This is a genomic window from Micromonospora sp. WMMD1102 (assembly GCF_029626265.1).
In the GTDB taxonomy this organism is placed as follows: Bacteria; Actinomycetota; Actinomycetes; order Mycobacteriales; family Micromonosporaceae; genus Plantactinospora.
Window position 1 is genome coordinate 5114239 of record NZ_JARUBN010000001.1, and the last position, 12872, is coordinate 5127110.

Annotated in this window: 16 protein-coding genes; 5 read left to right on the top strand and 11 right to left on the bottom strand. The window is 72.5% G+C overall.

The window, feature by feature from the left end; all coding sequences use genetic code 11:
* The first annotated feature begins 87 nt into the window (after positions 1–87).
* Entirely contained in the window at positions 88–588 is a 501-nt protein-coding gene (locus O7626_RS22855; protein ID WP_278063154.1) for a GAF domain-containing protein, read from the top strand.
* Between the two features lie 51 nt (positions 589–639).
* On the opposite strand, the gene O7626_RS22860 is transcribed toward O7626_RS22855, so the two are convergent.
* From O7626_RS22860 to O7626_RS22870, 3 genes are all read right to left on the bottom strand, one after another.
* A complete protein-coding gene (locus O7626_RS22860; RefSeq protein ID WP_278063155.1) occupies positions 640–993 on the bottom strand; it encodes a hypothetical protein in 354 nt (117 codons plus the stop codon).
* 340 nt (positions 994–1333) lie between these two features.
* Positions 1334–1744: a type II toxin-antitoxin system VapC family toxin gene (locus O7626_RS22865; RefSeq protein ID WP_278063156.1), complete on the bottom strand. Its 411-nt coding sequence runs from the start codon at positions 1742–1744 to the stop codon at positions 1334–1336.
* Positions 1734–1994 carry a type II toxin-antitoxin system prevent-host-death family antitoxin gene (locus O7626_RS22870; RefSeq protein WP_278063157.1) on the bottom strand — a complete coding sequence of 87 codons (261 nt, stop codon included), beginning with the start codon at positions 1992–1994 and terminating at the stop codon, positions 1734–1736. Before O7626_RS22870 ends, O7626_RS22865 begins: the two co-directional genes overlap by 11 nt.
* A 195-nt stretch (positions 1995–2189) precedes the next feature.
* Here O7626_RS22870 and O7626_RS22875 point away from each other — a divergent pair, with 195 nt between their 5' ends.
* Positions 2190–4016, top strand: a complete 1827-nt coding sequence (locus tag O7626_RS22875) for a long-chain fatty acid--CoA ligase (protein WP_278063158.1) — start codon at positions 2190–2192, stop codon at positions 4014–4016.
* A 311-nt stretch (positions 4017–4327) separates the two neighbouring features.
* Positions 4328–5134: an ATP-binding protein gene (locus O7626_RS22880; protein ID WP_278063159.1), complete on the top strand. Its 807-nt coding sequence runs from the start codon at positions 4328–4330 to the stop codon at positions 5132–5134.
* 70 nt (positions 5135–5204) lie between these two features.
* Here O7626_RS22880 and O7626_RS22885 read toward each other — a convergent pair whose 3' ends face one another.
* On the bottom strand, positions 5205–6659 hold the full coding sequence (locus tag O7626_RS22885) for a PLP-dependent aminotransferase family protein (protein ID WP_278063160.1): 1455 nt from the start codon (positions 6657–6659) through the stop codon (positions 5205–5207).
* Between the two features lie 179 nt (positions 6660–6838).
* Between O7626_RS22885 and O7626_RS22890 the strand changes: the two genes are divergently transcribed.
* Both O7626_RS22890 and O7626_RS22895 read left to right on the top strand, forming a co-directional pair.
* A complete protein-coding gene (locus O7626_RS22890) occupies positions 6839–7516 on the top strand; it encodes a hypothetical protein (protein ID WP_278066271.1) in 678 nt (225 codons plus the stop codon).
* A 99-nt stretch (positions 7517–7615) separates the two neighbouring features.
* On the top strand, positions 7616–8071 hold the full coding sequence (locus O7626_RS22895) for a hypothetical protein (RefSeq protein WP_278063161.1): 456 nt from the start codon (positions 7616–7618) through the stop codon (positions 8069–8071).
* Between the two features lie 141 nt (positions 8072–8212).
* On the opposite strand, the gene hisF is transcribed toward O7626_RS22895, so the two are convergent.
* From hisF to O7626_RS22930, 7 genes are all read right to left on the bottom strand, one after another.
* On the bottom strand, positions 8213–8983 hold the full coding sequence (hisF, locus tag O7626_RS22900; RefSeq protein ID WP_278063162.1) for an imidazole glycerol phosphate synthase subunit HisF: 771 nt from the start codon (positions 8981–8983) through the stop codon (positions 8213–8215).
* Positions 8984–9044: 61 nt separating this feature from the next.
* The gene (gene priA / locus O7626_RS22905) at positions 9045–9770 is read right to left on the bottom strand and encodes a bifunctional 1-(5-phosphoribosyl)-5-((5-phosphoribosylamino)methylideneamino)imidazole-4-carboxamide isomerase/phosphoribosylanthranilate isomerase PriA (protein WP_278063163.1); all 726 of its coding nucleotides are present in this window, start codon (positions 9768–9770) and stop codon (positions 9045–9047) included.
* Positions 9771–9887: 117 nt separating this feature from the next.
* The gene (locus tag O7626_RS22910) at positions 9888–10214 is read right to left on the bottom strand and encodes a hypothetical protein (RefSeq protein WP_278063164.1); all 327 of its coding nucleotides are present in this window, start codon (positions 10212–10214) and stop codon (positions 9888–9890) included.
* A gap of 58 nt (positions 10215–10272) precedes the next feature.
* Positions 10273–10893, bottom strand: coding sequence for an imidazole glycerol phosphate synthase subunit HisH (gene hisH, locus O7626_RS22915; protein WP_278066272.1), 621 nt, complete (start codon positions 10891–10893; stop codon positions 10273–10275).
* Positions 10894–10910: 17 nt separating this feature from the next.
* Entirely contained in the window at positions 10911–11084 is a 174-nt protein-coding gene (locus tag O7626_RS22920) for a hypothetical protein (RefSeq protein WP_278063165.1), read from the bottom strand.
* On the bottom strand, positions 11084–11695 hold the full coding sequence (gene hisB / locus O7626_RS22925) for an imidazoleglycerol-phosphate dehydratase HisB (RefSeq protein WP_278063166.1): 612 nt from the start codon (positions 11693–11695) through the stop codon (positions 11084–11086). Before hisB ends, O7626_RS22920 begins: the two co-directional genes overlap by 1 nt.
* 71 nt (positions 11696–11766) lie before the next feature.
* Positions 11767–12867, bottom strand: a complete 1101-nt coding sequence (locus O7626_RS22930; RefSeq protein ID WP_278066273.1) for a histidinol-phosphate transaminase — start codon at positions 12865–12867, stop codon at positions 11767–11769.
* Positions 12868–12872 lie beyond the last annotated feature (5 nt).

A 12872-nucleotide genomic window follows, 5' to 3' on the forward strand; every position in this document is an offset into this window, starting at 1 on the left:
GGGTCGGAGCGAGGGATCGCGATGCGTCACCTGCTCCTCCCGCCGGATGACGCCGAAGCACCATCTCGGGTTCTCCGACTCCGCGAGTTGGGAATCGGGGACCGACCCGTTCCGGAATTCGACGACTTCGCGCGCGAACTGGCGACACTCGTCGGCGGACGCTATGCGATGGTCAACTTCATCGACGAGAAACGGCAGTACTTCGCCGGGCTGTACAGCGCCGTGGCTGACACCACCGTGGATATGTCAACGTCGGCTGCTGAGCCCGGCCGGGTGATGGCTCGTGACCACGGTTACTGCCCGCACGTGATCGTACGGCGCCGGGCACTGGTCCTCGAAGATGTCCGTGACTTCCCCCGGTTCGCCGGAAATCCCGTGGTCGACGAGATCGGAATCCACTCCTACCTCGGAGCACCCCTGATCGACCGCACCGGTACGGCACTGGGCACGATCTGCGTGGTGGACCCGGATCCGCAACCGTGGGGGCACGAGGGGCTGAAGATCATCAAGTCGATGGCCGCCCGCCTGGTGCAACGGATCGAACGGTCGGAGATCAGCGTCACGGACCGCCGACCCACCACAGGGTGAGCGAGCACCCGCGGTGGGGCCAGGCCGCCAGCCGGTCCCACATCCGGCGGGTCACCCGGTCGCCGGCACCGGGTCGGCCCGGCCGAATGTCGCGTCGATCAGTTCCCGGTGGCCGGTCGTCGACCCAGCACCGGCCGGCGGGCCGGCGACACAGGCACCCCGGTGCCCCTCCCGCTCGCCGCACCTGCCGGTGCCGAGCAGCAGCCGGTCGCAGAACACCCGATACCGCTCGTGCTGCGCGTCCTCGGCCGAGACCGTGACCTCACCGGCATCGAGTTCCGGCAGGAAGGCCAGCGACTCGGCCAGCCGCGCCGCCAGTTCGGTGGCGGCGTGCAAAGTGGCTACGGCAACCGGAAGATGGATGACGTGGCCCGGCACGGCGTCACCGCGACCGGGACTTCCCATAACCGGTCCTGTATGCCCCATGGTTGATGACCCTCACCCGTGGTTGACGACCTCCGGCGGCCCGGTCTGGCAGCGCAGTCCTGCCCCGCCGACCTGGGCTGACGCCTCGATAGTTTAGCGATGTACCCGGAAATTTCGGGTACGCCACTCGGGCCCGACCCGGGCGGGCCAGCGGCACGACACCCTTCAGTTCACCGTCGCCACGGACCTCAGAGGCCCAGTACGCTGACGAAGGTTCGAGCCCGTGTGTCCACCCGGAACGAGCACCCGACGGCGGTCTGCGAAGGCGGTGAAACCACTGTTCAGGGCGGATCTGGTTGATTCGCGCCGGCTCTGCTTGTCAGGGAAGCGGGACCGCCACCACCGTCATCAGCGGCTCCAAGCCGACGAAGTCGTCGGGGTTGGTGGTGTAGAGCGGTAAGTGGTTACCGATCGCGATACTCGCGATCATGAGATCAGCCGTCCGTGCTCTCGGCTTGCGGCCTGCCGACAGCTCGGCTGCGACTACTCTGCCGAACGCACGTGCCGCCTCCGCATCGAACGGCAACGGTTCGAACTCCGACTCGGCCCGCTGAAGCACGTCCAACCGGCGGGCACGCTCGGCCGGATCATCGGTGTGATGCGGGCCTGCCGACAGCTCGGCGAGCGTGACCGCGCTGATCGACATCGTGTCCGGCAGCCGGGCATGGTCGAGCTGCCGGCGCAGGATGAGTATGTTGGTGTCGAGCAGGCCGTGCGTCTCAGGCTTCATAAGGGTCTTGGAGCCCGCTATCCATAGCGCTGTCCACATCAGCACGGAACCGCGCCGCGTCCATGACCGGCGCGTTCGCCGACACACCCGCGAACTGCTCCCGGGTCACCAACCGGGTTCGACGCAGCGGAATCAGCTCTCCGATCGGGGTGCCGTTGCGGGTGACGACGAACGACTCGCCATGGGCGACGGCATCCATGATCTGTCCGGATCTTGCCCGGAGATCCCGCTGCGTAAGCTCCGCTGCCATACGCCGACCCTACCATGGGTGTCACCGGGTGCCGCACGGTGGCACGTCACCGAAGCGGGGCCGATCCCGGCCGTCACGCACTGGAGGTCGACCCGCATAGCCACTTGCCGCCGCTGACCGTCGCAAATACCGTACGGTAACCGCGATTTTACGTGATCACCGTCACGCGACGATATCCCGGAGGCACCCCTCGCCATGGCACTCGACGTCTCCTACCGGTCCATCCCCGACATGTTCCTGAAGCGTGTCTCGGCCACCCCCGACCGGGACGCCTTCGCCCACCCCGCACCGGACGACTCCGGCCCGGTCTGGCTGAGCTGGGCACAGGTCGGCCAACGCGCGAAGGCGATCGCGGCCGGGTTACGCGGCCTCGGCATCGGCGCCGAGGACCGGGTGGCGATCCTGGCCAACACCCGGCTCGACTGGGTCCTCGCCGACCTCGGCATCATGTGCGCGGGCGGCGCGACGACCACTGTCTATCCGACCACCGAGCCGGAGGACACCGCCTACATCCTCGCCGACTCCGGCTCGAAGGTGCTGATCGCCGAGAACGCCCAGCAGGCCGCCAAGATCGCTGGGGTGGAACTGCCCGGGCTGACCCACGTCGTACTCATCGACGGGCCGGCCGACCCGGGCGCCACCCCGCCCCAGCTCACCCTCGCCGACCTGGAGGTGCAGGGCGCGCTGGTCCTGGAGAGCGACCCGGAGCTGATCGACCGGGTGGTCGCCGAAATCGACCAGGACGACCTGGCCACCCTGATCTACACCTCCGGCACCACCGGCCGGCCCAAGGGTGTCGAGCTGCTGCACGCCGGATGGTGCTGGGAGGGCGTGGCCCAGGAAAAGGTCGGGCTGATCACGGCGGAGGATTTGCAGTACCTCTGGCTGCCGCTGTCCCACTCGTTCGGCAAGACGCTGCTCTGCGGCGTTATCCACGTCGGCGTGCCCACCTACGTCGACGGCCGGCTGGACCGGCTGGTCGACCTGCTGAGCGTGGTCCGGCCGACGCTGATGTGCGGCGCACCCCGGATCTTCGAGAAGGTCTACAACCGGGCGGTCACCACCGCGCAGACGGCCGGCGGCGCGAAGGCGAAAATCTTCGCCTGGGCCGTCCGGACCGGCACCGACAAGGTGGCACTGGAGCAGGCCGGCAAGCCGGTCTCGGCCGGCCTGCGGATGCGGTACGCGCTCGCCGAGAAGCTGGTCTTCAGCAAGCTCCAGGCCCGGCTGGGCGGCCGGATCCGGGTACTCGTCTCCGGCGCCGCGCCGCTGAGCCAGGACATCGCCACCTTCTTCGCCGCCGCCGGCCTGCCGATCTCCGAGGGGTACGGGCTGACCGAGACCAGCGCCGGCAACTTCGTGAACCGTCCCGGCGCTCTCAAGATCGGGACGGTCGGCAAGGCGCTCGGCGACCTGGAGTGCCGGATCGACTCCGACGGCGAGATCCTGCTCCGCGGCATGCCGGTGATGCGCGGCTACCACAACCTGCCGCAGGAGACCGCCGAGGCGTTCACCTCGGACGGCTTCTTCCGGACCGGGGACATCGGCGAACTGGACGGCGACGGCTTCCTGAAGATCACCGACCGGAAGAAGGACCTGGTCAAGACGTCGGGTGGCAAGTACATCTCGCCGTCGTACATCGAGGGGATGTTCAAGGCGCTCTGCCCGTACACCTCGCAGGTGGTGGTGGTCGGCCAGGCCCGCAACTACTGCACCATGCTGGTCAGCCTGGACCCCGACCTGATGGCCACCTGGGCCGCCGGGGGTCCGCTCGCCGGCCGCCCGTACGCCGAGATCGTCTCCTCCGACGAGGTGCGCGCCATGGTCGACGGCTACGTCGCCGAGCTGAACCAGAAACTCAACCGCTGGGAGACGATCAAGAAGGTCACCGTGCTGACCCGCGACCTGACCGTCGAGGACGGCGAGATGACCCCGTCGATGAAGATCAAGCGGCGGGCCGTGGAGAGCAGCTTCAAGGACGAGATCGACCAGATGTACCAGGGCAGCCTCGCCCAGATCTGAAGCAGCCTCGCCCGGATCTGAACCCGGCCGGGATCCGGTCCCGCCCCTGGGATCGGCTCGGCACCCACGGACCGCCGCGCGACCCGCGATCGCGCGGCGGTCCGCCGCGTTCCGCAGGGTGCCGGCCGAGATGTGATCGAGGACACTACCTGGCGTTTCGGCTCGACTACTTGACGACAACGTGACATTGGGCGGCTTCACGGGAGCGTCAGCGGGGTAAGAGCAGAGTCAGGTGCACGACCGGCCAAGTCCGGTGACCGGTCGTGCCGGCACGTTGGGGCGGCGAGGGGGTTCCGGGGATGGTGGCCACGGTGGCAGCGCATGTGGAGACCGGCGCCTTGGTGATCACCATGGCGGGCCGGTGGAGTGTGGCTCAGGCGTACACGTTGCAGCGGGCGCTCTCGCGCTGCGCCGCGCACCACCCGCCGTACGTGGCGGTGGACTGCACCCGGATCGCCCCGGACAGGCTGCTGCCGACCCTGCTGCCGGCACTGGTGATGATCCGGGAGTCATGCCGGCGCGGCATCACCGTACTGGTCTGCGCGCCGGCCTCGGCACTGACCGTCCTGCTCCGCCGCCTGCCGACCCGGCGGGTCCGGCTGTATCCCCGGCTCACCGAGGCGCTCAGCCGGGTCCGGCCCTACCCCGACTCGGCCCGCGTCCGGCGGGCACACCGACGGCTGGCCCCGAAGCCACAGGCGGTGAGCGCGGCCCGCGGACTGGTCCGGGAGTGCTGCGAACGGTGGCGGCTCTCCGACATCGCCGACGACGCCCAACTCGTCGCCTCCGAGCTGGTGGCGAACGCCGTCGAGCACGCCGGCACCGACATCGACCTCACGCTCTGCCACCACCGGCAGCGGTTGCGCATCTCGGTCGCGGACCGGCATCCCGGGGTACCGGCGCTGTCCCGGCGGCAGTCGGCCCCGGCTCCCGATCCCGATCAGCCGCTCGCCATACGTGGTCGCGGGCTGGCCATGGTGACCCGCTCGGCCGCCAGCTGGGGCGTGCTGCCGGGCAGCGACGGCAAGATCGTCTGGGCCAGCCTGCACACTCCTCAGCCGTCCCGGCTGCGCCTGCCCAGCGTGGCCACCATCCCCCGGGTCGGCTACCCGGCCTGACCGGCTGGCCGGGCCACCAGCACCGGAGCGGGCCAGGTCGGCACAGCGGACGATGATGTCAGGTGGCCGGTCAGGCGATCACTGGCTCCCGCCAGAGCGGGCGCTGCACCCGGTCAATGTCGTAGCGGACGGCCGCGATCCGGCGTACCGCCTCGGTCAGCTCGGCGGCGGGCAGCGTGAACGGCAGCCGGAGGAAACGTTCCAGGGTGCCGTCGAGGCCGAACCTCGGGCCGGGTGCGAGGCGTACCCCGACGTCCTCGGCGGCCCTGGCCAGTGCGCTGGCGACCGGCCCGTCCAGCTCGGCCCAGAGCGTGACCCCGCCCGACGGCGGGCACACCCGCCAGTTGGGCAGCTCCGTGCGGAGGGCGGCGAGCAGGGCGTCGCGCTGGGCGGCGAGCTGTTCCCGGCGGGCCGCCACGATCGTCCCGGCGTCGGCGAGCAGCCGTACCGCGACCAGCTGGTCCAGCACCGGGCCGGCCATGTCCACCCCGACCCGGGCCGCCGCCAGCCGTTGCACCTGCGGTGCCGAGGCGCGGATCCAGCCGATCCGCAGGCCGCCCCAGTAGGGCTTGCTCATCCCGCCGATGGTGACGACCCGGGAGTGCCGGTCGAAGGCGGCGGTCGGCGGCGGCACCTCGGTGCCGTCCAGCGCGAGGTCCACAAAGGACTCGTCGACCACCAGGTCGGTGCCGCTGGCCTGCGCGGTCGCCACCACCCGCTCGCGCAACTCGGCCGGCATCAGATGGCCGGTCGGATTCTGGAACTCCGGGATCAGGTAGGCCAGCCGGGGACGGGTCTGCCGGAGGCTGCCCAGCAGCAGGTCGGCGTCCCAGCCCGCACCCTCGACCGCCAGGCCGTGGGTGGCGATCCGGGCGCGGCGCGCGGCGAGCGCGGCGAGCGCGTTGGGATAGGTCGGCGACTCCACGAGTACGCTGCCGCCGGTCGGCAGGGCGAGCCGGAGCACCAGGTCCAGGGCGTGCTGCACCCCGTTGGTCACCATGATCTGTTCGGGACTGGTGGTCAGCCCCCGCTCGGTGTACGACCGGGCCACCTCGGCGCGCAGCTCGACGATCCCGGTCGGGTGGTAGCCGGCGCCGCCGAGATAGCGCGGCAGGTCCTCGGCGGCGGCCCGGGCGGCCGAGGCGAGTTCCGCCGGGGCGGCCAGGGCGGCACAACCGAGGTCGATCATGTCCAGGTCGTCCTGCGGAGTCCAGAGTCCGGTACTGGCCACCCGGTGCCCGCCCGGCAGGGTGGTCCAACTGCCGGCACCGCGCCGGCTGTTCAGGTGCCCGCTCTCCCGCAGCTCCCGATAGGCGGCACTGACCGTGGTGCGGCTGACCCGCAGCGCCTCGGCCAGTTCCCGCTCGGCCGGCAGTCGCACGCCCAGCGGCAGCCGGCCGTCGGCGAGCAGCCCGCGCACCGCGCCGGCCAGGGCGAGGTAGTCCGGGCTGCGTCGGCGACCGGGAAGCGCGTGCCACTGCCCGAGCATCCGCCCCAGCTGGCTCCCTCGGACGAGACTCGTCATAGCCACTTCACCCCGATTGGCTCTTCATGGCTGCCGGATTGGCCCTCAGAGTGGCACGCATGGCAAAGATTGGCAACCGTGGCAACCGTGGCAGCCGTGGCAGCCGTGGCAGCCGTGGCGACCGGCTCGGCCGGCGGCTCGGACAGCTCTACCTCGGCCTGACGCTCTACGGCGTGAGCATGGCACTGATGGTCGAGGCGTCCCTCGGACTGGGCCCTTGGGACGTCTTCCACCAGGGACTGTCCGAGCGCACCGGCGCCTCGCTCGGCACCGTGACGATCGCGGTGGGCGCCCTGGTGCTGCTGCTGTGGATCCCGCTGCGCCAGCGGCCCGGTCTCGGCACGGTGAGCAACGTCGTGGTGATCGGGCTCGCCGTGGACCTCGCCCTGGCCCTGCTGCCCACCGTCGAGGCGCTGCCCGCCCGGATCGCCTTCCTGGTCGCCGGCATCACGCTCAACGGGATGGCCACCGGGCTGTACATCGGCGCCCGGCTCGGCCCCGGCCCCCGGGACGGCCTGATGACCGGGTACGTCGCCCGCCGGCCGCACCGGTCGCTCCGGCTGGTCCGCACGGTCATCGAGCTGACCGTACTCGCGATCGGGTTCGCCCTCGGCGGCAAGGTCGGGATCGGCACGCTCGCGTACGCCCTCGCCATCGGCCCGCTGGTGCACGCCTTCATCCCGATGTTCACCGTGCCGCCGACCGCCGACGGGGTCGCCGACGGCCCGGACGACCCGGACCGCCCGGACGGGGTCACCGACGGTCCCGGCGAGGTCACCGAAGGTTCGGGCAGGATCAGCGACCGCCCCGACGTGGTCGCCGACGGCGGGTTGCAACGGGAAAGATCGTCGATCTGAGCCGCATCGTCCCACGTGGAACGCCGGTCACCCCGGTTCGACGGAATGAACCGGTGCACAACGGTTCCGCTGGATGGCACGGCACGGCATCATTTCCCCATGGGGGATGAGGGATGGCGTTGGTCCGACGCATGGATCTTCGTGTCGCTGGTCATCGCGGGCGGTGCCGGCCGGCACCGGCGGTCGAGCAGCACCCGCCGGCCGGAGGGCGTCCGGCTCGCCGACGTGCTCTCCACCGCTGACCATCTCAACCGGGCCCTGCCGGCCCGGCACGAGATCGAGGCAGCGGTGCGCCGCCTGGTGGGGGCCGGTCTGATCACCGTCTCGGACGGCTGGTTCCGGGTCACCTCCGCCGGGGAGCACCTGTGGCGTACCCGGCCGCACGGTGGCCTCGCCACCACCGTCGAGACGGTGCACGGGGTGCTGACCCGCCGGCACTCCCCGGGCAGCCACGACTGGGTGCTCGGCGAGGACGAGCACGCCGCGGCGGTGCAGGAGTACGCCGCCCGGTTCACCCTGCCGATGCCACGCCGCTCAGCGGAGAACAGCGGCTGACGCCGTACCCCGCAGCCGGCTGCGGGACGCGGAGCCGGGTCGGCGGACCGGGTGACTGGGTCACCTCGACGGACCGGCAGGCTGGGTCACCTCGACGGACCGGCAGGCTGGGTCGCCCCGACGGACCGGGTGGGCGGCGCCTCAGCGGACCGGGTGGCCGGCGCCGCGCAGTGCCTGCTTGACCTCGCCGACGCTCAGCTCGCCGAAGTGGAAGACGCTGGCCGCCAGGACCGCGTCCGCGCCGGCCGCCACCGCCGGGGGGAAGTGCCCGACCGCACCGGCCCCGCCACTGGCCACCACCGGCACGTCCACCACCCGCCGGACCGCACCGATCAGCTCCAGGTCGAAGCCGGCCTTGGTGCCGTCCGCGTCCATCGAGTTGAGCAGGATCTCCCCGGCGCCCAGCTCGGCGGCGCGGGCCGCCCAGCCGACCGCGTCGATCCCGGTGCCGCGCCGGCCGCCGTGGGTGGTCACCTCGAACCCGCTGTCGGTACTCGTCCCGGCCGGAGCCCGCCGCACGTCGAGCGAGAGCACCAGCACCTGCCGGCCGAACCGCTCGGCGATCTCGGCGATCAGCTCGGGGCGGGCGATCGCGGCGGTGTTCACCCCCACCTTGTCCGCCCCGGCCCGGAGCAGTACGTCCACGTCGGCGACCCGGCGTACCCCGCCGCCGACGGTGAGCGGGATGAAGACCGACTCGGCGGTCCGGCGTACCACGTCGAGCATGGTGCCCCGGTCGTCGGAGGAGGCGGTCACGTCGAGGAAGGTCAGCTCGTCGGCGCCGGCCTCGTCGTACGCCGCAGCCAACTCGACGGGGTCGCCCGCGTCCCGCAGGTCGACGAAGTTGACCCCCTTGACGACCCGTCCCGCGTCCACGTCGAGGCAGGGGATCACCCGCACCGCCACCGTCATGCGCCGAGCCTAACCCGGGCCCGCGCGATCACGCCCGTCACTTCCCCCCGAGCCACGACCGTCACTGTCCAGCCAGCACGGCCAGGGCCTCGGCCACGGTGAAGGCGCCCGCGTAGAGCGCCTTGCCGGCGATCACGCCCTCCACCCCGATCGGTTCCAGGGTGGCGAGCGCCCGCAGGTCGTCCAGGGTCGAGACACCGCCGGAGGCGATCACCGGGGCGCCGGTACGGGCGCAGACCTCGCGCAGCAGGTCGAGGTTGGGGCCGCGCATGGTGCCGTCCTTGGTGATGTCGGTCACCACGTACCGCGCCGCGCCGGCCTTGTCCAGCCGCTCCAGCACCTCGAACAGGTCGCCGCCGTCCCGGGTCCAGCCCCGGGCGGAGAGGGTACGGCCGCGCACGTCCAGCCCGATCGCCACCCGGTCGCCGTACTCGCCGACGACCCGGTCGCACCACTGCGGGTCCTCCAGGGCGGCGGTGCCGATGTTGACCCGGGCCGCTCCGGTGCCCAGCGCCGCCCGCAGCGACTCGTCGTCCCGGATGCCGCCGGAAAGTTCCACCCGCACGTCGAGCCGGCCGACCACCTCGGCCAGCAGGGCGGCGTTCGAGCCCCGGCCGAACGCGGCGTCGAGGTCGACCAGGTGGATCCAGTCGGCACCGTCGCGCTGCCAGGCCAGGGCCGCCTCCAGCGGCTCGCCGTAACTCGTCTCACTGCCGGCGGCGCCCTGGACCAGGCGGACCGCCTGGCCGTCGGCGACATCGACGGCGGGCAGCAGGGTCAGGCTCAACGTGCTCTCCTCGGTCGGCGGGAACGATGGTGCTCGGGTCGGCTGGTGGAACGCACAGCCGGCTGTCCGCGGGTGGGACGCACGGCCGACTGTCGGCGACTGGGATGCATGGCCGGCTCAGGTCCGGCGGCCCAGGGCGATCACCACCACCGCCGGCAGCACCAGCAGCAGCAGCGCGATCAGGCCGAGCCGCAGCGCCAGGTCGTCGACGAGCAGCCAGATGACGATCATCGCCGCCCCGGAGAGTGCGACCACGCCGGCCCGCTCGCCCCGGCTGCGCCGCGCGAACAGCCGCCCGGTACGCCGGACCGGCAGCCGTGGGGTGACCCGGCGCAACAGGGTACGGCGGCGCTGGCGGCGGGCGACCTTCCGGGCCCGGGCGGCCCGTTCCCGCTCCGCCTCGGCCAGCCGGACCGCCCGGCGCCGGGCCCGCTCCTTGCTCACCTGGCGACGCCCGAGGCCGGGGCGGCCCGTCCGAGCCTGGCCCAGGTGCGGGGTGCGGTCACAGCGTGACCAGCCAGTTGCGCAACAGCAGCCGGCCGGCCCCGGCGGACTTCTCCGGATGGAACTGGGCGGCCGACAGCGGCCCGCGTTCCACCGCCGCCACGAACCGGCCACCGTGCTCGGCGGTGGTCGGCAGCGCACCGGCGGCCTCCAACCCGGCCGCGTCGGTCGGGGCGTAGGAGTGCACGAAGTAGAACCGGGCGTCGGCCGGCAGGCCGGCGAACAGCCGGGACCCGGGCGGCGGCGCGACGGTGTTCCAGCCCATGTGCGGCACCCGCCGGGCGGCCAGCCCGGTCACCCCGCCGGGCAGCAGGCCGAGCCCCTTGGTGACGACGCCGTGCTCCTCGCCGTACTCGAAGAGGACCTGCATGCCGACGCAGATGCCCAGCACCGGGCGGCCCGCCGCGACCCGCTCGGCGATCACCGGGCCGGCCCGCAGCGCGTCGATCCCGGCCATGCAGGCGGCGAAGGCGCCGACGCCGGGCACCACCAGGCCGTCGGCGGTGGCCGCCGCGTCGAGGTCGTCGGTGACCGTCACCTCGGCGCCGGCCCGGGCCACCGCCCGCTGCGCCGAGCGCAGGTTGCCCGAGCCGTAGTCCAGCACCACCACCCGGGGCAGCGCCGGCCGGTCGGCGGTCATCCGCCCTCCCCGGGTACGAGCCAGAGCACGCCACCGGCGGTGGCGAGTACGGCAAGCAGCCCCACGATCCAGAGCACCCGTCGCGGGGCGCCCTGCCGGTGCAGCGACCAGGCGCCACCGATCAGCACGCCGCCGAGCGCGAAGAGGGCCACCGGCAGGACGACGCCCATCAGAGCAGCCCCTTGGTGCTCGGTACCGCTCCGGCCGACCGCGGATCGATCGACACCGCCTCGCGCAGCGCCCGGGCCACCGCCTTGAACTGCGCCTCCACCACGTGGTGCGCGTCGGGGTGGCCGCCGGGGCGGGCGGCGCGGAGCACCGAGACGTGCAGGGTCAGCCGGCCGGACTGCCCGAAGGACTCCCAGATGTGCCGGGTCATGCTCGTCGGATAGACCGGCCCGATGTACGGGGCCAGTGCCGGCTCGTCGTGCACCACGTACGGCCGCCCGGAGAGGTCGACGGCGGCCCGGACCAGCACCTCGTCCATCGGGATGGTCGCGGAACCGTATCGCCGGATGCCCATCTTGTTGCCGACCGCCTCGTCGAGGGCGGTGCCCAGGGCGAGCGAGGTGTCCTCGATCGTGTGGTGGGCGTCGATCTCAAGATCACCCACGGTGTGCACGGTGAGGTCGAAGCCGCCGTGCCGGGCGATCTGGTGCAGCATGTGGTCGTAGAAGCCGACTCCGGTGGTGATGTCGGCCTGGCCGGAGCCGTCGAGATCCAGCTCGACGAGGACCTTGGTCTCGGCCGTGGTTCGCTCGACCCGGGCGGTTCTGCTCACGGTAGGACCTTTCGCTGTCCGGGTCGGCCGCGCGGGTGTCCGGGTCGGCCGGCCTGTTGTCCGGTAACGCATCACGCCGTCCCGGAATCTGTCGGCATCGTCGGCATCGAGTCTAGGGCGGCGAGGAAGGCGTCGGTCTCCTCCGGCGTGCCGGCGGTGACCCGCAGCCAGCCGGCCAGCCCGACGTCCCGGACCAGCACGCCCCGGTCGAGCAGCGCCCGCCAGGCCACCCGCTGGTCCCCGCCGACCCCGAAGAGTACGAAGTTGGCGTCGCTGTCGGCGACCGTCCGGCCCCGCGCCCGCAGCCCGGCCACGATCCGGTCCCGTTGCTCCTTGATCGCCTCGACGGTGCCGAGCAGCAGGTCGCGGTGGGCCAGCGCCGCCCGCGCGGCGGCCTGGGTGAGCGCCGAGAGGTGGTAGGGCAGCCGGACGAGCTGCACCGCCGCCACCACCGCCGGGTCGGCGGCGAGGTAGCCGAGCCGGCCGCCGGCGAAACCGAACGCCTTGCTCATGGTCCGGGTCACCACCAGCCGGGGGTGGCCGGGCAGCAGGGCCAGCGCGGTCGGGGTGCCGGGGCGGGCGAACTCGGCGTACGCCTCGTCCACCACCACCATCCCGGGCGCCTCGGCCAGCACCGCGTCCAGCACGGCCGGGTCCAGCGCGGTACCGGTCGGGTTGTTCGGGGAGCAGAGGAAGACCAGGTCCGGCCGGTGTGCGCGGACCTGCGCCACGGCGTCGGCGGCGGTCAGCCCGAAGTCCGGGCCGCGGGCCCCGTCCCGCCACGCCGTGCCGGTGCCGGTGGCCAGCAGCGGGTGCATCGAGTACGCCGGGGTGAAGCCGAGCGCACTGCGCCCCGGCCCGCCGAAGACCTGGAACAGCTGCTGCTGCACCTCGTTGGAGCCGTTCGCCGCCCAGAGGTTGCCGGTGGTCAGCCCGTGCCCGAGATAGTCGGCGAGGTCGGCCCGGAGCGCCAGCGCGTCCCGGTCGGGATAGCGGTTCAGGTCGCGCAGTTCGGCCGCGACCGCCTTGCCGATCGCCTCCACCACCTGGTCCGGCACCGGGTAGGAGTTCTCGTTGGTGTTCAGCCGCACCGGCACGTCGAGCTGCGGCGCTCCGTACGGGGTACGCCCGCGCAGGTCGTCCCGGATCGGCAGGTCGTCGAGTCCGGTCACACCGC